The 19,806-nt window shown below is 39.8% G+C and carries 21 protein-coding genes; 6 read left to right on the top strand and 15 right to left on the bottom strand.

Translation table 11 applies throughout. From position 1 onward, the window contains the following. Positions 1–2 precede the first annotated feature (2 nt). Positions 3–1,118, bottom strand: coding sequence for a pyruvate dehydrogenase (acetyl-transferring) E1 component subunit alpha (gene pdhA / locus ACIQXQ_RS05910; RefSeq protein WP_402956135.1), 1,116 nt, complete (start codon positions 1,116–1,118; stop codon positions 3–5). Positions 1,119–1,751: 633 nt separating this feature from the next. After that, on the bottom strand, positions 1,752–2,417 hold the full coding sequence (locus ACIQXQ_RS05905) for a YkyA family protein (RefSeq protein WP_402956133.1): 666 nt from the start codon (positions 2,415–2,417) through the stop codon (positions 1,752–1,754). 216 nt (positions 2,418–2,633) lie between these two features. Between ACIQXQ_RS05905 and ACIQXQ_RS05900 the strand changes: the two genes are divergently transcribed. Further along, the gene (locus ACIQXQ_RS05900) at positions 2,634–2,804 is read left to right on the top strand and encodes a YjcZ family sporulation protein (protein WP_402956130.1); all 171 of its coding nucleotides are present in this window, start codon (positions 2,634–2,636) and stop codon (positions 2,802–2,804) included. A gap of 223 nt (positions 2,805–3,027) precedes the next feature. Further along, positions 3,028–3,582 (top strand): peptide deformylase, encoded by a 555-nt coding sequence (gene def / locus ACIQXQ_RS05895; protein ID WP_402956126.1) that lies wholly within the window; start codon positions 3,028–3,030, stop codon positions 3,580–3,582. Between the two features lie 72 nt (positions 3,583–3,654). Here the strand turns inward: def and ACIQXQ_RS05890 are convergent, their stop codons facing one another. Then, a complete protein-coding gene (locus ACIQXQ_RS05890) occupies positions 3,655–4,422 on the bottom strand; it encodes a Cof-type HAD-IIB family hydrolase (RefSeq protein WP_402868042.1) in 768 nt (255 codons plus the stop codon). A gap of 897 nt (positions 4,423–5,319) precedes the next feature. On the opposite strand from ACIQXQ_RS05890, the gene ACIQXQ_RS05885 reads away from it, so the two are divergent. Together ACIQXQ_RS05885 and rnjA are read left to right on the top strand one after the other, a co-directional pair. Continuing rightward, positions 5,320–5,532, top strand: coding sequence for a DNA-dependent RNA polymerase subunit epsilon (locus ACIQXQ_RS05885; RefSeq protein WP_402868040.1), 213 nt, complete (start codon positions 5,320–5,322; stop codon positions 5,530–5,532). Positions 5,533–5,535: 3 nt separating this feature from the next. Continuing rightward, positions 5,536–7,206: a ribonuclease J1 gene (gene rnjA / locus ACIQXQ_RS05880; protein WP_402868038.1), complete on the top strand. Its 1,671-nt coding sequence runs from the start codon at positions 5,536–5,538 to the stop codon at positions 7,204–7,206. An 85-nt stretch (positions 7,207–7,291) separates the two neighbouring features. Here rnjA and ACIQXQ_RS05875 read toward each other — a convergent pair whose 3' ends face one another. The 8 genes from ACIQXQ_RS05875 to ACIQXQ_RS05840 all read right to left on the bottom strand — a co-directional run bounded on the left by ACIQXQ_RS05875 (position 7,292) and on the right by ACIQXQ_RS05840 (position 13,982). Continuing rightward, positions 7,292–7,951 carry a potassium channel family protein gene (locus ACIQXQ_RS05875; RefSeq protein ID WP_402868561.1) on the bottom strand — a complete coding sequence of 220 codons (660 nt, stop codon included), beginning with the start codon at positions 7,949–7,951 and terminating at the stop codon, positions 7,292–7,294. 72 nt (positions 7,952–8,023) lie between these two features. Further along, positions 8,024–9,154 carry an N-acetyldiaminopimelate deacetylase gene (locus tag ACIQXQ_RS05870; RefSeq protein WP_402956124.1) on the bottom strand — a complete coding sequence of 377 codons (1,131 nt, stop codon included), beginning with the start codon at positions 9,152–9,154 and terminating at the stop codon, positions 8,024–8,026. A gap of 70 nt (positions 9,155–9,224) precedes the next feature. Further along, positions 9,225–9,935, bottom strand: a complete 711-nt coding sequence (dapD, locus tag ACIQXQ_RS05865) for a 2,3,4,5-tetrahydropyridine-2,6-dicarboxylate N-acetyltransferase (RefSeq protein ID WP_402868035.1) — start codon at positions 9,933–9,935, stop codon at positions 9,225–9,227. 127 nt (positions 9,936–10,062) lie between these two features. Further along, entirely contained in the window at positions 10,063–10,947 is an 885-nt protein-coding gene (locus tag ACIQXQ_RS05860; protein ID WP_402868033.1) for a transcriptional regulator CcpC, read from the bottom strand. 316 nt (positions 10,948–11,263) lie between these two features. After that, the gene (locus ACIQXQ_RS05855; protein WP_402956494.1) at positions 11,264–12,808 is read right to left on the bottom strand and encodes an MDR family MFS transporter; all 1,545 of its coding nucleotides are present in this window, start codon (positions 12,806–12,808) and stop codon (positions 11,264–11,266) included. Between the two features lie 91 nt (positions 12,809–12,899). Next, on the bottom strand, positions 12,900–13,340 hold the full coding sequence (gene cbpB, locus ACIQXQ_RS05850) for a cyclic-di-AMP-binding protein CbpB (protein ID WP_402868031.1): 441 nt from the start codon (positions 13,338–13,340) through the stop codon (positions 12,900–12,902). A 124-nt stretch (positions 13,341–13,464) separates the two neighbouring features. After that, entirely contained in the window at positions 13,465–13,611 is a 147-nt protein-coding gene (locus ACIQXQ_RS05845; protein ID WP_402868029.1) for a hypothetical protein, read from the bottom strand. Between the two features lie 131 nt (positions 13,612–13,742). Then, positions 13,743–13,982, bottom strand: a complete 240-nt coding sequence (locus ACIQXQ_RS05840) for a YkuJ family protein (protein WP_402868027.1) — start codon at positions 13,980–13,982, stop codon at positions 13,743–13,745. Between the two features lie 183 nt (positions 13,983–14,165). Here ACIQXQ_RS05840 and ACIQXQ_RS05835 point away from each other — a divergent pair, with 183 nt between their 5' ends. Beyond that, entirely contained in the window at positions 14,166–15,143 is a 978-nt protein-coding gene (locus ACIQXQ_RS05835; protein ID WP_402868024.1) for an MBL fold metallo-hydrolase, read from the top strand. Between the two features lie 53 nt (positions 15,144–15,196). Next, positions 15,197–15,430 (top strand): glutaredoxin family protein, encoded by a 234-nt coding sequence (locus ACIQXQ_RS05830; protein ID WP_402868022.1) that lies wholly within the window; start codon positions 15,197–15,199, stop codon positions 15,428–15,430. A gap of 78 nt (positions 15,431–15,508) precedes the next feature. On the opposite strand, the gene ACIQXQ_RS05825 is transcribed toward ACIQXQ_RS05830, so the two are convergent. The 4 genes from ACIQXQ_RS05825 to ACIQXQ_RS05810 form a co-directional block, all read right to left on the bottom strand. Continuing rightward, positions 15,509–16,009, bottom strand: a complete 501-nt coding sequence (locus tag ACIQXQ_RS05825; RefSeq protein WP_402956122.1) for a DUF3993 domain-containing protein — start codon at positions 16,007–16,009, stop codon at positions 15,509–15,511. A 194-nt stretch (positions 16,010–16,203) separates the two neighbouring features. Beyond that, positions 16,204–16,434, bottom strand: coding sequence for a hypothetical protein (locus ACIQXQ_RS05820; RefSeq protein ID WP_402868018.1), 231 nt, complete (start codon positions 16,432–16,434; stop codon positions 16,204–16,206). 72 nt (positions 16,435–16,506) lie between these two features. After that, positions 16,507–17,712: an EAL domain-containing protein gene (locus tag ACIQXQ_RS05815; RefSeq protein WP_402868016.1), complete on the bottom strand. Its 1,206-nt coding sequence runs from the start codon at positions 17,710–17,712 to the stop codon at positions 16,507–16,509. A 200-nt stretch (positions 17,713–17,912) separates the two neighbouring features. Further along, positions 17,913–19,769 (bottom strand): SLC13 family permease, encoded by a 1,857-nt coding sequence (locus tag ACIQXQ_RS05810; protein WP_402956120.1) that lies wholly within the window; start codon positions 19,767–19,769, stop codon positions 17,913–17,915. Positions 19,770–19,806: the final 37 nt, after the last annotated feature.

The following is a 19,806-nucleotide window of genomic DNA, read 5'->3' as shown; positions in this document are numbered from 1 at the left end:
GCTTACTTCGACTCCTTTTCTTTATAAATTTCATATTGTTCTTTTAGGTTGTAAGGCATTTCTTCAAACATGATTGAAATAAGGTCTGTCACTTTTTGTTTTGGTTCTGCGTCAGCCTTTTTGATTGCTTCTTTTATATCTTCTTTTGCTTTCTCTATCGTTTCATTCTCTAATTCTTCATTCCAAAGCTCTTTATTTTCCAAGAACTTCCGAAGTCTAACAAGTGGATCCTTTTGTTCCCACTCATTATCCAAATCCGTTGTCCGGTAACGCGTTGGATCATCCCCAGCCATAGTGTGAGGTCCATAACGGTAAGTCAAGGTTTCAATCAGTGTTGGGCCTTCTCCATTTATGGCGCGCTCACGTGCTTCTTTCACTGCAGTATAAACCGCTAATGCGTCCATGCCGTCTACCTGAATGCCTGGAATACCAGCAGCCACCCCTTTTTGGGCCAATGTTTTAGCTGCAGACTGCTTATCGACAGGTGTTGAGATTGCAAACCTATTATTTTGTACAATGAATATAGCTGGCGCTTTAAATGCTCCGGCAAAGTTGATTCCTTCATAGAAATCCCCTTGTGAAGTTCCTCCATCGCCCGTATATGTTATCGCGACAGCTTTTTTACCACGCTTCTTAAGACCAAGTGCTACGCCGGCAGCTTGAATATATTGGGCGCCGATAATGATCTGTGGTGAAAGGACATTCACATCTTCCGGTATTTGATTCCCTTTAAAATGTCCTCTTGAGAATAAGAAAGCTTGCCAAAGTGGCAGGCCATGCCAAACGATTTGTGGAACATCACGATACCCTGGAAGAATGAAGTCCTCTTTCTCCAAAGCAAATTGAGAAGCTATCTGAGAGGCCTCCTGCCCTGCGGTAGGCGCATAAAAACCTAATCTTCCTTGTCTGTTAAGGGAAATAGAACGTTGATCCAATATCCGTGTATATACCATACGGCGCATCAATTCCTGTAATTGTTCATTACTTAAGTCAGGCATTGCCGCTTCGTTCACGACTTCTCCCTCTTCATTTAAGATTTGAAACATTTCAAATTGTTCTTCAACTTTTTTCAGCTGGTCTTGAACATTAATTTTAGCCTGTTTAGTTTTCTGAGCCATTTGGCACCTCATCCTTTCATTAAAAAGGTTAGTAATTATTATTCTATAAAGCAAAATGATTTGTCTTATAGTTTCTTCAAGAACTTATTGTTTTATTTTCCCCTTAAGAATAATCTCTCAAACAAGGGAATCGTATTTATGTCTTAATCTTAAGCTGTACCAATAAAATAATCAAGAAATATGATACAAGAACTTTGGTAAATTTAGTGTACAAGATGAATTAACATCAAGTCAATCACTTATACTTCCCTACATTCAAAATTTTATTAGTTTTATTTTCCACTAATCGACCCTCTGTTATAGTTTTCATTATACATCTGTACTATAAACTTTGCCACTTTTAGCTCCCGTAAGGTGCCAAAGGATAGTATTTCGCTTCAACTCCTATTCCTAAAGAATCAATCATGACCTTTATCTAAAGGCATTTCCAACTTTTGAATAGTATTGTAAGAAAACTTTATATGCTTTCAATCGTCTCAACTGTTAGAATTTCTTTATTTATTTTCCCTTAGTACAGGTCAGTAAATATTTTCGTTGAGTTTTTTCACTTTTTAACGGAAATCTGATCATTTTATTTTCTTACCCAAACGCACATAAGGCTATGAGCAATGCCCATAGCCTTATTCCTCTTCTTTAATCTTTGTCAGAGTCCGTTTTTTTTATGCCTGCCGTTTCATAAAAGCTATCTTTTTCTTGATTATATTTTGTTGTTACTGCATTGAATTTCTCATTGGCTTTCACAACTTTTTCATATGTTGTATTAATTTTATCAATTTGACTTTGGAGTTCATCCATTTTTAAATCCTCTTTTTTGAATAGTTCATATAGTTGCTTATCATTCGCTAAGCTTTGTTGATAGGTTTTGTATACGTCCTCATATTTTTCATATCGTTCATTCATTGTCTTTTCCATTTTGACAGCTTCTTTTTTTACCTTTTGATCTTCAATTTTATCAGTTTGCCCTTCCATTTTGTCGAATTGCTTTTTCGAGGCATCCATACTATCTTTTTCTTTTTCAATTAACTCTTCTCGTTTTTCGATATTTTTTAATGCTTCGTCGGAAAGTTCCACGATTTGGTCATACTCTTTCATCCCGAGTTTGATGATCTTTTCATATATTTCTTTTTCTTCTTTTTCCAAATCATTTAAAGGCTCTTGTTTCTCTGTAAAATTACTTTCTTTCTCAACTGTCTTGTCTAGAATTTTAACGACTCTTTCCTCAGGTGAACCGCTATTCATACATCCGGTCATCATTATGACAGAAACAAACAAAACGACGTATAGACGATAAAGCTTCAAAACTAACACTCCCTCTGATCCTTCTATTAGGATGTTTTTAAGAAATTCCCACATCTGAATTTAATAGCAGTCACTACACGCGTTCCACTACCGAAAACAGGATATTTTTCAAGTCTGGGTTAGAGCCTACACGATTCAACCCCTACCGCATAGGCTGTATTAAACCATTTCAAATCAAGATGGTTGAATCCCAAAATATAAAACGGAGGTATAATTATGTATTATGGAGGTTACACCCAAGATTGTTGTTATCCAGTATCCGCTGCACCAAGTTATGGTTATGGAGGTTACGGCGGTGGCGGTGGCGGTTGTGGTTTCGGCGGCGGCTTCGCTTTAATCGTAGTCTTATTCATACTACTGATCATTGTCGGCGCATGCTTATGCTAAACAGATAATCACCCTCTCCCTTTACCCAAAATATCATCTAAATACCCTTATTAAAGAAAATTATAAATGAAAATGAAAAAGAAACAGACTATAATGCCGTAAATAATATAATGATAGGGATGGTCCTTCTTCCCTATCATTGTCTCTTATATTAACTTCCGAGCATATTTTTGTTAAAATAATCCCATACATATATTTATGAAACTTAGTGGGGTGAAAGAACTTGTTTACAATGGATGATTTTGTTGAAGAAGACAATCCAATATTAAGGAAAGTGGCTGAAGAAGTTCCATTACCTGCTTCTGAAGAGGACAAAAAGGTCTTGGCCGACTTAATGGAGTATGTACAAAATAGCCAGGATACTGAAATCGCTTTGAAATATGGTTTGAGGGCAGGAATTGGTTTGGCCGCACCACAGGTGAATATATCCAAACGCATGATCGCCGTACATCTTAAAAATGAAAAAGGCGAATTAATTAGCTATGCTCTATTCAACCCAAAACTCGTAAGCCATTCCGTTGAAAGGTCCTATCTTACCGCCGGCGAAGGCTGCCTCTCCGTTAATCGGCCCATTTCTGGTTATGTACCTCGTTATGCCCGTATAAAGGTATCCGGTACAAACATAGAAGGAGAATATGTTCAGCTCCGGTTAAAAGGTTTGGCCTCCATCTGCTTCCAACATGAAATCGATCATTTAAATGGCATTATGTTTTATGATCACATCAATCATGACGATCCTTTCAACGTCCCAGAAAGTTACATTCCAATTGAAAGATGAGTTTCATCCCAGTAAAGGCAGCAAAGACCCCCACCGTTTATATAAGTGGGGGTCTTTGCTGCCTGCCTTACATTAAATCAATTCAAGTTCTTTTAGCCCATGGAGGATGCCGTCTTTATCGACGTCCGTTGTCACGTAATCAGCTTCCTGTTTGACGAGCTGTCCTGCGTTGCCCATAGCCACTCCATACCCCACAGCTTTAAGCATTTCTATATCATTTAAGCCATCTCCAAATGCATATACATCCTCAAGGTCAAATCCGACCTTTTTCATCAAAGTCTTTATCCCTTCAGCCTTTGAACCCCCAAAAGGCAAAACATCCGTTGAATAGGTATGCCATCTAATAAAGTTAAATTTATCGTACATACCCACGTACTCCGATTCTTCATCCTCAGAGCAAAATAATAAGGCTTGATAAATGTCATTATTTTCATAAAAATCCGCCTGATGCCCCGGATGTGGGAATTTTAGAGTGCTCAAGGCTTCTTCAATCCGATTATGATACGGAACGCTTGATTGCATCGTTTCCTCATTCATGAATACGATAGGCACTTCATTTTCCTCCGCAGCCTTATGCAGCCTTCTGATTTCAGATAGATTCAACGGGTTCTTATAGATGACTTCCCCTTCAAAAACGACATATTGTCCATTAAAACTAACGAATGTATCGATACCAAGTTCTTCTCTTAAGTCTTCAAACATGAATGGAGCACGTCCCGTCGCAATGGCTACGAAGACTCCGCTATCCTGCAGTTGCTTCACTGCTTTCTTTGTTGAAGCCGGTAATTTTTTTTCATGATCCAGTAATGTTCCATCAATATCAAAGAATACGATTTTCACTGACTATTCACTTCCAATTCATTCAGTTTACCTTTTTTTAATATGTACCCATTTAATAATTGTCATTAAAATAAGTCAAGTAACTCCTTTTCAAAAACACCACATTTATCCAGGTTTTTCATTCGTGGTTCAGCATATATTATATATGAGACATCTAAATCCCCCTTCACACTCTCCCAAGATAGCCAAGCATATGATAGAAATGACGGCCTTTTTTTCATAAATAAGCCTTTTACCTGTAAAGACGTATTTACTTTATTGAATAATCCTATACAATAATAACTAAGGGAGCGTGATCGCCATGTTAAAGAAGCTTCGTAAAAAGCTTGTAAAACAATGGAATGATCTTCTAAGAAAAAAATCAATCGCATGATGCCATTTTCATTCTGCCAATGGCCGTCATCCATTTGCGAGATTTTTTTGTACAGCCCTTCAAAAACTTGCGGAGGGCTTCTTCCTTGTTGTACAGTTCTTATTAAGCCTACTTTGAAAGATTACATGTACATACTATAATATCCATCTCTTTGCACAGATTCACATATCCGGTGATTCCCTTTCTTTTAGCAAGAAACCGATTTCACCAAGCATTGATTGAAGGATTATTTTTTAAATACATAGATGTTCCTTTTAAAGAGGCCCATTCCGGAACATTTCTTTATCCAATTAAGTTTTACACGTAGTAAAAACGGAAAGGATAAAGGATAGAGGTTGGTTAAACCTACGAATTCAGCTATTTATTTTTATATACTATTCCGTATTGGTATAATAAGTTAAATAAAAACCCCTCTTCCAAAAGGTAAGTTGGGTTTGTTTTTCCATGATGTTGAAAAACATGTAAAAATTGTTGTTTTTATATATAATGAAAAAAGCAATGTAAACAAGTGAGGAGAGATTAAAATGGTTTTTAAGGTATACTATCAAGTAACCATATCTGAGGTTCCCATCAGGGAGAATACGCAAACGATGTATGTGGAAGGTGAATCCGTCCGCGACGTCCGTTTAAAGCTAAAGGAAAAACCTTATAACGTAGAGTTAGTAGCACCAGTAGCTGGCGCATATTTGGAATACGAAAAACAAAGTGAAGATTTTAAAGTATTGGAGCTAGGATAATTTATGAAATTTGTGAAAAACGATCAAACTGCTGTATTCGCCTTGGGCGGTTTAGGCGAAATCGGTAAGAACACATATGCTGTTCAATTCCAAGATGAGATCATCGTCATCGATGCGGGAATTAAATTCCCGGAAGACGAACTCCTCGGAATAGACTATGTGATACCAGATTACAGCTATTTAGAAAAAAATGTAGATAAAATTAAAGGTGTCTTCATCACACATGGTCATGAAGATCACATTGGCGGAATTCCATATTTACTAAGAAAAGTGAATGTCCCTGTATACGGCGGCAAGCTGGCACTTGGACTACTTCGCAATAAATTGGAAGAACATGGTCTATTACGCCAGACAACGATGATTGAAATCAGTGAAGATGAAGTCATCAAATTCCGGAAGACTTCTGTCTCTTTCTTCCGTACGACTCACAGTATCCCGGATTCTTACGGAATCGTGGTTAAAACTCCTCCTGGACAAATTGTCCATACTGGTGATTTCAAATTCGACTTTACACCTGTAGGAGAACCGGCCAATTTGACAAAAATGGCCGAAATCGGAAAAGAAGGCGTATTGTGCTTACTATCCGACAGCACGAATAGTGAAGTGCAGAACTTTACGATGTCAGAGAGCCGCGTAGGCGATACGATTCAAGATATCTTCCGTAAAGTAGATGGTCGGATCATCTTTGCAACCTTTGCATCCAATATCCATCGCCTTCAACAAGTCGTTGAAGCAGCTGTTGAAAATGGCCGTAAAATTGCCGTCTTTGGACGTAGTATGGATTCAGCTATCGCTATCGGTCAAGAACTTGGTTATATCGTTGCACCTAAAGATACATTTATCGATGTACAGCAATTGAACCGGATGCCTGCAAACAAGGTGACCATCCTTTGTACAGGTAGCCAAGGTGAACCAATGGCAGCTCTTTCAAGAATTGCAAACGGAACTCACCGTCAAATTCAAATTATACCTGGAGATACTGTCGTTTTCTCTTCTTCACCAATTCCAGGTAACACGATCAGCGTATCAAGAACCATTAACCAATTATATCGTGCGGGCGCAGATGTCATTTCCGGTCCATTGAATAATATTCATACTTCCGGTCATGGCGGTCAACAGGAACAAAAGTTAATGCTTCGTTTAATCAAGCCAAAATTCTTCATGCCGATTCATGGTGAATACCGTATGCAAAAACTTCATGCAGGTCATGCAATGGATTGCGGTGTACCTGAGGAAAATTGCTTTATCATGGATAATGGTGAGGTACTTTCATTAAGTGAAAATACGGCTCAAATCGCCGGGAAAATCCCTTCAGGATCGGTTTATATCGATGGAAGCGGCATCGGCGATATCGGGAACATCGTTTTACGTGACCGTAGAATCCTTTCCGAAGAAGGACTTGTTGTTGTCGTTGTCAGCATCAATATGAAGGAATTCAAAATCGCTTCCGGTCCGGATATCATTTCACGTGGTTTCGTTTACATGAGAGAATCTGGAGACCTGATCAATGATGCTCAGTCCCTCATCACCAAGCACCTGAATAAAGTGATGGAGCGCAAGACCACTCAATGGTCTGAAATCAAAAATGAGATTACAGATACTCTATCACCATTCTTATATGAAAAAACAAAACGCCGCCCGATGATCCTTCCGATCATCATGGAGGTACAATAATTAAGAAACCCCAGCCGAATGGCTGGGGTTTTTTTTAGTTTAAAGGAAAGGAGGACCTGCAGAAATCGGCAGGTCCTCCTTTTTTTTAATCGACGATTTTCTTTTCAAACCGATTGATGTCAGAATCGGCTCCAATGACTATCAAGATATCCCCTTTATGGATCAAATCATTGGCCTGGGGCGAAACATTAATTTCATTTTCTCTTTTAATCCCGACAATATTCAACCCGTAGTGGGCCCGGATGTCTAGATCGAATATCGATTTTCCGTTCATCTTTTGGCTTGCCACGATTTCCACAATGGAATGTTCATCGGAAAGCTCAAGATAATCCAGGATGTTATTAGAACCGATGTTATGGGCAATACGCCTTCCCATATCCCGTTCTGGATGAACCACGAAATCCGCTCCAATCTTTCGGAGCACCTTCTCATGATAGTCATTCTGGGCCTTGACCGTAACATTGCTGACACCCAGTTCTTTAAGCATGAGGGTCGTTAAAATGCTTGCCTGAATATTTTCCCCAATAGCGACAATGACGTGTTCAAAATTCCGGATACCGATATTTCTAAGTACGTTTTCATCAGTCGTATCTCCAACGACGGCATGCGAAGCTATTCTGGCATATTCATTAACGCGGTCTTCATCCACATCGATGGCTAGCACACCCATTCCCTCTTCTGCCAAGGTCCTAACAATACTGCCGCCAAAACGGCCAAGCCCTATCACTGCAAATTCCTTTTTCACAGTAAGCCCTCCAAACTCTTCCATTCGTCTTACAGGATATATCATCATTTACCATGGTCATACCCTCTACTGTTATGCTCTTTTACCTTTATACGTTATATACTTTGCTAAATGATCGATGGCAAGTTGAATGGCTTTCTCATCGGGCATTAACTTGGCATGATGCAACCCATAATCGGATGCTACACCAAGCCAGAACATGAAGCCCGGAATCTCCTTCAACATATAACCGAAGTCTTCCCCCGTCATCGCTTCTGTACAGCGATGCAATTGAACCTCTGATGATTGTTCGGTGAAATCCATGAATTCACTGGTCAACTTCTCATCATTATATACTTGATGATACATGCAGCCATAGTCTATTGTCGCTTTACACTCATATCCCACTTCAATGCCCTCTACAAGGGCTTCGATCCGCGACTTAACCTTAACCATCGTTTCAGGGTCCAGGGTCCTTATAGTGCCTTCTAAACGAGCCTTCTCCGCAATGATATTTTGAACGGTTCCTCCCGTAATCTTTCCAATGGTGATGACCGCTGAATCCAATGGGTTCACATTACGGGAAACAATGGTTTGCAATTGTCCCACAAGTGAACAGGCAGTAATGACCATATCATTCGTATTGTGCGGATATGCTGCATGTCCGCCCTTGCCTTCCAGATCGATGAATAGTTCAGATGTATTTGCAAATAAAAGCCCCTCTTTAACCGCAATCGTCCCAACCGGGTATTCAGGTGCCACATGGAGAGCAAGTATCATGTCAGGCTTCCATTTTTTCATAGTCTCAGATTTCAACATCGGTTCAGCCCCGCCAGGCCCTTCCTCAGCCGGTTGAAAAATGAATACTAAGTCATCATCGATTGGATATTCAACAAAATGTGTCAGTAGACCGAGGCCTATGCTCATGTGGAAATCATGTCCACACGCATGCATATAGTCGTCATGTGTAGAGGCAAATGGCAATCCTGTCTCTTCTATAATTGGCAAACCATCGATATCAGCTCGGTAGCCAATTACCTTATTGGGATTATTTCCTTTGATTTTCACGAAGATCCCTGTTTTCCAAGTTTCGACTTCCATTCGTTCTGAAGCCAAGTTCATTATGTATGTAAGCAAATATTGTTGCGTCTTGAATTCTTGAAAACCTATTTCCGGTATTTGATGTAAATCGCGCCGTATCGTAACAAACGGGCTCTGTTCCATATTTTTTCACTCCCTATACAGAAAGCGTGGATATAGGTATCCACGCTCTTGAACATATTTCAGGTTGGAATTAAAGTTGACGAAGCTCTTGCATGATTTCAGTTTTTGATTTTGTTTTTTCATCTATTTGTTTAATGACTTTAGCCGGTATACCAGCAGCCACTGAGTATGGAGGGACATCTTTCGTGACGATGGCTCCTGCCGCCACAACTGAACCTTTCCCGATTGTAACGCCTTCCAGAACGACTGCGTTAGCACCAATTAACACATCATCTTCCAACACGACAGGTTTTGCTGAAGGTGGCTCAATGACACCAGCAAGGACAGCTCCAGCCCCCACATGACAGTTTTTGCCCACTGTTGCACGTCCTCCAAGAGTTGCATTCATGTCGATCATTGTACCTTCACCAATAACAGAACCGATATTGATTGATGCTCCCATCATGATAACCGCATTGTCACCAATTGAAACTTGGTCACGAATCACTGCACCTGGCTCGATGCGGGCCTTGATGCCTTTTAAATCTAATAGTGGTATAGCAGAATTGCGACGATCATTTTCAATCACATAATCTTCAATCTTCGATCCAGCTGTTTCGATAGCCGTTTCAATTTCAGACCACTCACCGAATACAACGCCGGTGTTGCCTGTAATGAAAGTTTTAGCAGCAGGGCCAAAATCTACGCCATCTAATTCACCTTTGACATATACCTTTACTGGTGTTGACTTTTTACTATTGGAGATAAAAGAAATAATTTCATTTGCATCCATTTTGTTCATGCTCGGTAAAACCTCCTAATTATGTATCGTTACTCGTTTTAAATTTAACAGACAACAGCTTACAAGACAAGGAATGAATATCTTTTTATAAATGGTTTTTACTAGCGTGACACCATCTTTCGAAGACTCACAACATGCCTTGATCACGTATATGTTCTTTGACCACTTCCGTGAAGGCTTGTACCTGTTTAAGCTGAAAAGCAGATTCATATCCACAAAGCCATGTATCCCGTTCGATTGAATGGTTTTGTCCATCCAAGAGGGGAATCTTAAAGATATTCGTGTCTTTATCATGTAAAGTGATGGCAGGTAGGATCGCATAGCCAATCCCATTGAATACCATTTGCTTACATGTTTCAATTTGATCGACGACTATCGTATTTTTAGGGGTGGTCTTGAATTGACGATGCCACCAATCCTGTATTTCCTGATAATAATTCGAATCACTTTTAAACTGGATAAAAGGGCGATCCGTTTCGAATACCTGGTCCAGTTCCTTCATCTCTGTGTCCACCAGGTAAAGCATATCCGTAAACAAATGCTGTTTTACGCCTTTCCAATCTGGTGCCCCACGGATGATGCCGATATGTACCTGCCCCTCATATAAGGACTTTAAAATTTCACTGCTCCAGCCAGTGATTAAAGAAATTTTGGCATAGGGATATTTTTGTACGAACTTTTTCAAAACTTGTGGTAACCAGTTCTGTCCGACTATTGAAGCACAAGCAATTTTCAAGGTACCATATACTTCATGATCCATTGCCTGGATACTTTCCCTCACCGTTTCTTCCTTGGCCAATATATCATTAGCCAATCGAATGACCGCTTCACCAGCAGGTGTCAAGGAAAGCCCTTTTTGCGAACGCAGGAACAACTTTGATCCCCAATCCTTCTCTATTGTTTGCAGACGTTGTGAAAGCGCAGGCTGGGAAACGAATAAACGCTCCGCAGCTTTCCTCATATTCATCTCCTGGGCCAAAACGGATAATAAATGATATTCTGAAAAAGACATACACACCAACCTCTTGATAATTAATTCTTATCACATTGATTCATTTTATATAAATTTAATTATCAACAAAGATCACCTATATTACAAGAGAAAAGAAATGGAATGATACTCATGATGATGTTTTATTGCTCATCATCGGGTTTGCGGCGTCTAGAGTGCCATGATCTAAATTCTCGAAAGAACCCCCCCCACCCAACAGTTCAAATTTATTTTACATGGCCAACGCCTCAGTGATTCATCTTGTCACTCGTGTAGGCATGACCTTGAGCATCCAAAAAAAGAGGCAACCCATGTGTAGATTGCCTCTTCTTTCTAACTATTCAGTTCCCTTTTCCCTTTTCTTTAGTCTTGTCAGAGTCACTAGACTGATAACGGCAAAAAGTAGGACGATGAGATAAATGGTGTGCAGGGACGTCGTAAGTCCTTCCTGTAATACCTCTACTACATCTTTAGGCAGCATAGCACGCTCTTCACTATCCAATAATTTATTGGCTGTGTCGATCGTCACTTTTGATTCAACTGCTGCATGTTCATTCAAATAGGCTTGCAGCCTTGTATTCATGACTCCCCCGAGTAAAGCGGCTCCCACAGTATTCCCAAGATTCCGCATGAACATATTCGAGGCAGTTGCAATCCCCCGGCGTTCCCAACTGACCGTCTTTTGTATGACGACGATGAAAGATGTCGATGTCAAACCCATCCCCACCCCAACAAAGAAAGATCCCATTGCTGCAATAAGTGGACCAGCTTCTGGCTTCATCAAAACTAAAATCGCGCTTCCCAGAATCAAAGAAACCCCACCAAGGAGTGATGTAGCCTTAAACCCTATTTTTAACAAGAGTCTACCAGCAAAAACCGAAGCAATTGGCCAACCAATGGACATGGCAGTCAGTGTAAAACCTGCAACTGTCGGTGAGCGTTCCATTACCCCTTGAACAAACGTTGGAAGGAAACTCGACAACCCTATCATCATCACCCCTGTTGTCAGGGAAACAAGGTTCGCTATTAAAATTGAGCGCTCTTTCCATATTTCAAATGGCATCATTGGCTCGGAAGCCCTTTTTTCCTGAACGATGAATAAAACAAACGAAACGACGGCAATTCCAACAAGTGAAATGGCTGGAGTAGAAGCCCAGGACCATTTTACTCCACCTTGGACAAGGACCACCATCAAGGTTGATATCGATAAAGTTAACAATGCCGCCCCTATATAGTCAATATCACGTTTTTTCTTTTCAATATTTTCATGAAGGAACATCCAGATTCCAACAAATGATAGTAAACCCAGGGGAATGTTGATCCAGAATACAAGTCTCCAAGAAAGAGACTCGACAATCAACCCGCCCAATGCCGGTCCCATGACAGCAGAAATACCCCATACGCTTGAGAGGTATCCTTGGATGCGGGCCCTCTCTTCATTCTTATAAATGTCCCCGACAATGGTTGAGGCGACTGGCGCGACCGCCCCGGCACCAAACCCCTGCAGAAATCGATAAAATATGAGCTCCGTCATCGAGTCAGCAAAGCCACATAGAACCGAACCAATCAGGAAGACGATAATGCCAAATAAAAGAACAGGCTTTCGACCGACTATGTCGGATAACTTTCCATATATTAAGACCGTCACGGCATTCATAAGTAAATAGCCGGAAAAAACCCAGCTATATAATGAAAAGCCACCCAGGTCACTGACAATGGCAGGCATGGCCGTCGACACAATCGTACCTTCAATTGCATTCATGAACATCGCCATCATGATTGCTGCAAGGATGAATGGCCGCTTTAATTTTAAGTTTTGACCGTTCGAAGTATTTATTGCTTGTACCAAGTTACGCATCCTCTCAACTAATATGATATCTATGGTTAACCCATTTTTAGTGATTTATGTAGAATAAGAAAACTCGCCACTTGGCGAGTCTGAGGTAAACTGTTCATTTACTATGGATATTTCCTCATTCAGGCAACAATTGTTCTTTAAAGACTTTCTTCAAAATCGCCCTTCTCGTAAGAATGCCTTCAAATAGATGTTCGTCATTCTCAACACAGACAAATGGATGATCAATTAACATTTCTACCCCTTTTATCAATGGATCGTCTATATTCAGACGAGGTATATCTATATTCATAATTTCGGAAACTTTTTTATTCTCCAGATTATCAAATTCAATTCTCTCAAGTCCCAAGATAGAGTCGAGAATGACTGGTGTGCTGATTAAGCCATGCAGTTTGTACATTGGATCTAACACAGGAATGGCCGTATAACCGCTCTTCGTTAATACCAATAGCGCATGTTCTAAATTATTGGTTACCTGCACGTGGGCCACGCGTTCAGAAGAAATCATTAAGTCTTTCACGCTGGATTCCAATAAATCCCCATCATGAGTACCGATCATGTTAAAACCCCTTACCATATGTTTTTATATATATATCCCTTATTCTAGTTTAACATAAACACGCAGAAAAGGCCCAATCAAACACCCCTTCAATTCCAAAAAAAGGGACCTTTTAAAAGGTCGATTACCCCTTGCTTGTTTTGATATCACCTTTTTCATAACCACATTCAGGGCATCGATAAATAACATTTTGATTGGACTGGGCGGTTAAAACATCCTCTAATATCCTCTCATCGGAACAAACAGGGCATATCGCTTTTGGTTTTTTCATCTTCATCCCTCCTCTTTATAATGTGTCATAAAGTCATTGTATTCATTCAAACCACCTGGCTCCCTAAATCACACTAATAAACAAAATAAAAAAGCTGCTTTCCTAATGGAATGCAGCTTTTACAAATTAAATTAAGATTGAAGAAGATCAAAGATTTCAATGGTAATCATATCAACATTATCGAATTGATATTTTGATGATTTCCCTTTATCACTGTATACTTCAAGCTCGAACATTTCTGTTTTGCTGAAATATGTAACCTGGCATTTTTTCACACCATCTATTTCAAAAAAACGCTGAGCAGATTCAGATTCCTTTGCTTGCTCTTGAAGACTTTTCAATCTGGTAAGAATGCCCTGTAATTGAGACATACTCCCTCTCCTTTCTGAATAAAACCTTTTCGATAGGTTTCACTATACCATACTTTTCTATACAGTAGCCACGCTGAAATAAATTCAGAATAATTAAAACCTTCATTCTTTACATGCTACTATTATCAGAATAAAATAAGGAATGAATTTTGTACACAAAAAATTTTCCGGAGGTGCATTTTATTGGTTAAGGTTAGTGATCTCGGTTATCGTGTTTCTCTCATTGACGGTTTTGATCTAGGTAGGGAGAACCGAACTGGTACGTATGTAATGGCCGATAGGGATATTACTTTAGTTGAGACATCCGCCAGCCCTTCCATCCCTCATGTACTCAAGGGGTTGCAAGCGCTGGGGATTGCTTTAGAAGACATTACATATATCATTCTAACCCATATTCATTTGGACCATGCAGGGGGTGTTGGCCTTTTTTTACAGCATTGCCCGAACGCAAAAGTGGTTGTCCATCCAAAAGGTGCGCGCCATCTTGAAGATCCAACGCGATTGGTTGCAGGGGCAAAAGAGGTCTACGGTGCGGATTTCGACAAACTTTTCAACCCCATCCTTCCAGTTCCGCACGAAAAAATCATCATTAAGGGAAACAAGGAATCCCTTGAAACGAGCGACAACTGTACCTTGACCTTTTATGATACCCCAGGCCACGCAAACCACCATCTCAGCATATACGATTCAGTTTCAAAAGGAATGTTTTCCGGTGATACGGTCGGTGTGTACTATCGTGAACTTGAACCAGATGGCATCGAATTATATTTACCTTCTACATCACCTAATCAATTTAATCCCATAGCGATGCTTGCCGCTGCGGATTTGTATGAAAGTTTGGATGTGAATCGGATATATTTTGGCCATTACGGCGTTTCGGATAATCCAACGGAAGTATATAAACAATTGCGCTACTGGTTGCCCATTTTCGTTCAAACAGCTGAAACTGCCTTCAACGAATACAAGACGTTCAAGGAACAAGTAGATGCATCTATAGAAATGATTTTCGATAAAGTCACCACCCACCTTGCATCAATGGGCATAACGGGGGACCATCCCGTGTTCGAAATTATTAGGATGGACCTGGAAGTCTGTTCCATGGGGTTAATCGACTATTTGGTCAAACGTGATAACCCAGGATATAATCCTATCCAAAAGTAATGCCATTCTTTATAATGAATAAGAACTCAATTAAAGATTATTTGGAGGAAATCATGAAAGACATTACCCTATATACACAACCCGAATGCCCTCCCTGCAAGATAACGAAATTGTTTCTGGATGATAACAATATCGAATATAAGGAAAAAGATATTAAAGCAGATGGGCATGCCCGCAAAGAATTGACTAATAAATATGGATCATATTCCACACCTACAGTAGTCATCGATGGAAAAGCCATCATTGGTTTTAATATCGATGCCATTGAAAAGGAATTGAATCTTTAATTTTAAAAAAGTCTAAAGAAGGATGATCTTCTTTAGACTTTTTTTCATGCTGGATATTCGATCATCCAATCAAATATATTACTTATCTGCCTGTTCTTTTTGATTTGCGCTTTCATATGAAACGTCGGCAACCTTCCAGACGTCATTTTCTTTTTTCAAGGTAACTGTCTCTACATGTTTCCCGGAAGTGACAGGGCCCCCTTCTGACGCCTCAAATGACTCTTGTACATACATGTAGTCCAAGTTTTCCCCATAGATTACTTCTGTATGATCATCATAGCTAAAGAAAGGAATATAATAGGGTGCGAAATCCGAACCGAAGGCCATATAACCTCCCTCGACTTGCACGACATTGGCTTTATAAAACTTATCTATGAACTCTTCCGTGAAGTGATCATTCAGTTTTCCTTTAATGTCTTTCTCCGTTCTTATTTCCTCACTGAGTGAACCTTGATCATTTAATGCTTCCTGCATTAACGAAAATACTTGTTCCCTATGTATGCCTTCTTCTGCAGTAACAGGTAAGCCTCCGATTAAAAGAAGGGCACTAAAGACGCAAGCAACTAAATATTTTTTCATAGTTTCATCTCCTAGGTAGTATAATATCCGAATCATACCGGTTTTTGTCTATACTTTTCCTTACCCGCCATGGATAAGACCAAACTGAAAAAAAATACCATATTGGAAAACCACCCGAATATTGGTAGTTTTCTTCTCGCTATTCCATAAAAAAAAGAAGATTTCATAATTTCCGAAATCTTCCTTCTTATGAATTATTTAAATGCATAATAAAAAATGAAACCAGCAATCAAGACCGTTGCAACCAATAAAGAAATAAAAATCGGATTCCACAAATATGGATGCTCTTTTACTGAATCATCGAGAGACGAATCGTACTTCCCTTTGACCGCTTTCTGCCCTTTTGCAACAGAATAGGTATAAAAGAGTAAATATATCGACATGATGATTACGACAATGAGTAGAATCCAAATATATGTACTCAAAATATGTCTCCTCCAAGCATTATTTTTGCTTATCGTTACACATTTTGAACAATATTATACCTGCATCCGCTTTTATAACAAGGCTTCGTTTTCATAGAGGAAGCTATAGGACAAATCAAAGAAAATATATTCTTTATTATTCAGCGGATATGAAAAGGTTCTAATCGTCTCCCCCGTTTCGATATCACTGTACAGATCAGATAAAATGCCTTTTTTTTCATTGCGCATTTTAACGATATTTTCAAGGAAATAAGGGCGCCAGCTCCAATTATGATTCATATATTTAGGTTGGACCACCCATTGTCCGTCTTTATGAAGAATATTAGGCGATTTCTGATACCCTTCTTCATCACAAATATATAACCGAAAACATACTGAATCCAATTTTTTCGCCAGGATTCCGAGGAATTCCTCATGCGAACCTTTTCCTTTTTGTTGTTTGATGAAATCTTGCATCCCTTCATTAAACTGCAGGGTTTTTTGATAAACGGCTTCCATCTTTTTTGTTTCCAGAGATATGAAAGATTGGCATTCCTGATGAAATTTTTCTCGAAGTAAATCTTTATCAATAAATTCCCCGTCAGGTTTTGCTAAGAAATACCCCTGATAATAACGCCCCCCATTCTTCCAAGCGAAACGGAGCTGGTACTCAGACTCGATATTTTCAAACAGTAAATTGGCCCCTATCCTACGTGCTAGCATACTGAGCGAGAAGAGAATGACCTGGTATGCGTCTCCCCCTGATATTCGAAGTTGATTCAAATTCACTTTTAAAATATTCGGAGAAATCTGAGCAATATGATCGAGTTGACTATCTTCCCCAAGATGATCAAATGCTATTTTAATGCCGTATGTTTTAAAATAGGCGAGTACATGTTGTAATGGTTCGTAGTTTTCCGGGCTGATCGTATCCGATAGTTCAAGAACGATTCTATTCATTTCCTCCGGTTGAAAGTGACGATGGAGAATTTCCATAAATTCTTCGCCATGATCGAGCATAAGCAAATTGGGATCGCGATTAATAAAAATGAGAAAATCCTCACCATAATCCCTTATTCGTTCGAGAGCTATTTCCAACACATAATTATCCACTTCTATCCGATATTCTTCAGGCACGGAAGAATCGTGAAAAAAAGTACCAAGACTTTCATATTCGCCCTTTTCCTCATAGCGCCCTAGTATTTCATACCCGATGACCTGATGTTGATCTGCACTGAAAATGGGTTGAAAAAAAGGTGTTACCCTGTCTAAATTCTTTAATATTTTTTCTGCATCCATGATGTATTCCCCCTAATTACGAAACATCAATATGCAAAAATTATACCATTAGTTGTTGGCGTTGATAATACTAACTTTCGCAATCCTCCCTTTTCACCCTTTATATGGGTAAAAATATAGGAAGGAATCTCTATTATTTTACTCGGATATAGTAAAAGGCCATTGTTCTAAAATCGAACAATGGCCTTTTTAATGCACGATTAAAATGGGAAGAACAATGGAATCGTTATGACCACGATGACACCGATGAAGATTTGTGTCGCAATGCCTATGACGGTGAAATCTTCATATTTATAATCGCCCGCAGTCATGACCAACGCATTTGTAGTCGCCACTCTTGGTGTCGCCAAGGCCAGGCTCCCTGCAACCGCCAGTGAGAGGAAAACCGGAACGGGATCGATTCCCTGATTGACTGCCGAGGTTAATGCCAGGGGCGTCATAACGACTGTAGCTGCCCCATACGGGATGAATTGGCTCAGGATCAGGGTCAAGAGATAAAAGACCGCCAATAATCCATGTGCACCAATATTATTGAATAATAAAGCCATCCAATCACTTATCATCCTGACACCACCTGTATCATCAAAAGCAGCGGTCAGCCCCAGCATGGCCGCAATTAATAGGATAGGTTCCCAATTTATCTTTTGATAGGCATCTTCCATGGAACGGACACAGCCAGTTACGATCATCAGCAAGGCAGCGGTAAGGACCGACAAAGCAGGAGGAATTGAATCAATCGATAATAGAACGATCATTATGCCCATTATGGTCAAGGCAATCCACGTTTTGGATTTTGGATCCACAGCGGAACTTTCTTCTGAGGTTGTACCTATCACTATCACATCCTCTAGATCGGAAGAAATCCTCTCGATATTCTCCCACTCCCCGTGAATCAATATCGCATCGCCAGGTTTCAAACGCTCTGTTCCGACATCCGCCTGGATATATTCACCATTCCTATTGATTGCAAGCACGTTACATTGGTATTTTTCACGAAAATGAACATCAATAAGAGTTTGATTTTCATAGTCCGAGTTCGGGACGATCAATATTTCCGTCAAACCAAATTTACTGCTAAGGAAATGTTTCTTAATTTGTTCCGTATTAAAGTGTTTGAATTCCAATTCATAGTGCTCCGCTAATCTCTGAACGGCGTCTTCTTCACCAAAAACCAAAATGATGTCATCCGGATGCAGTACCTCATTGGCCCTGGCAGATATCGTTTGTTGCTTTTGAAGCAACGGCAACTGCTTGTCTTTGGATTTCCGTTGAATTTCAATTAATGTCAATTCATATTGAATGGGAAGCTGAAGGTCGGATAGCCTTTCTCCGACAATATCCGATGAAGCAGGAATGTGTAGGTAATGCAAAAGATCATACACTTTGTACATCCCAGCCAGTTCCCCCGCGGATAAGCCCTTCACACTATTATTGGCTGCAATTGTTTTTTCCGGTAATAGCAAACGTCCCAGTGTGAGCATGAAGAAAAGCCCAGCTATAAATGCAATCAAACCGATTGGTGCGAAATCAAAGAAAGAAAATGTCTCTAACCCATTTTCCCTCAATACATTGGCTACAATCATATTTGACGGGGTACCGGTTAGTGTAATGAGTCCGCCAATACTGCATGCATAGGCCAGTGGCAATAAATAGCGGGTCGGACTTGTTTTTTGTTGCAAAGCCATGCTCATTACAAGTGGAAGCAAAATGGCAACAATACCGGTACCGCTTAATAGTGCACTTAATAGGCCTGCCGTTACCATGACGATCAATAGTGACTTCCACTCATTCCCACCACAATAGTTAAGCAATTTGTTTCCTATCTTTTCTATGATTCCAGTATTGAATAATCCTGCCCCGACGATATATAGGGCCGCTAGCATAATCACTACGGGATTGGCAAACCCCGCCACCAGTTCATTAAATGTAAGTATGCCAGTCAGCCCCAGAACAGCAAGGGCACAAAGAGCGATTAAATCCGCACGAAATTTACCTTGTATAAAAAGCGCGAACGCGCATAGAAGTATAATCAGTGTAATAAACATTGGTTCGGTCATCATGCTACCTCCGTGTAAATGTCAGTTTTAAACTGGA

It is taken from the genome of Peribacillus sp. NPDC097198, assembly GCF_044762055.1.
Taxonomy (GTDB): Bacteria; Bacillota; Bacilli; order Bacillales; family DSM-1321; genus Peribacillus.
The sequence above is the reverse complement of the archived record's forward strand: the minus strand, read 5'-3'. Positions and strand labels throughout refer to the sequence as shown.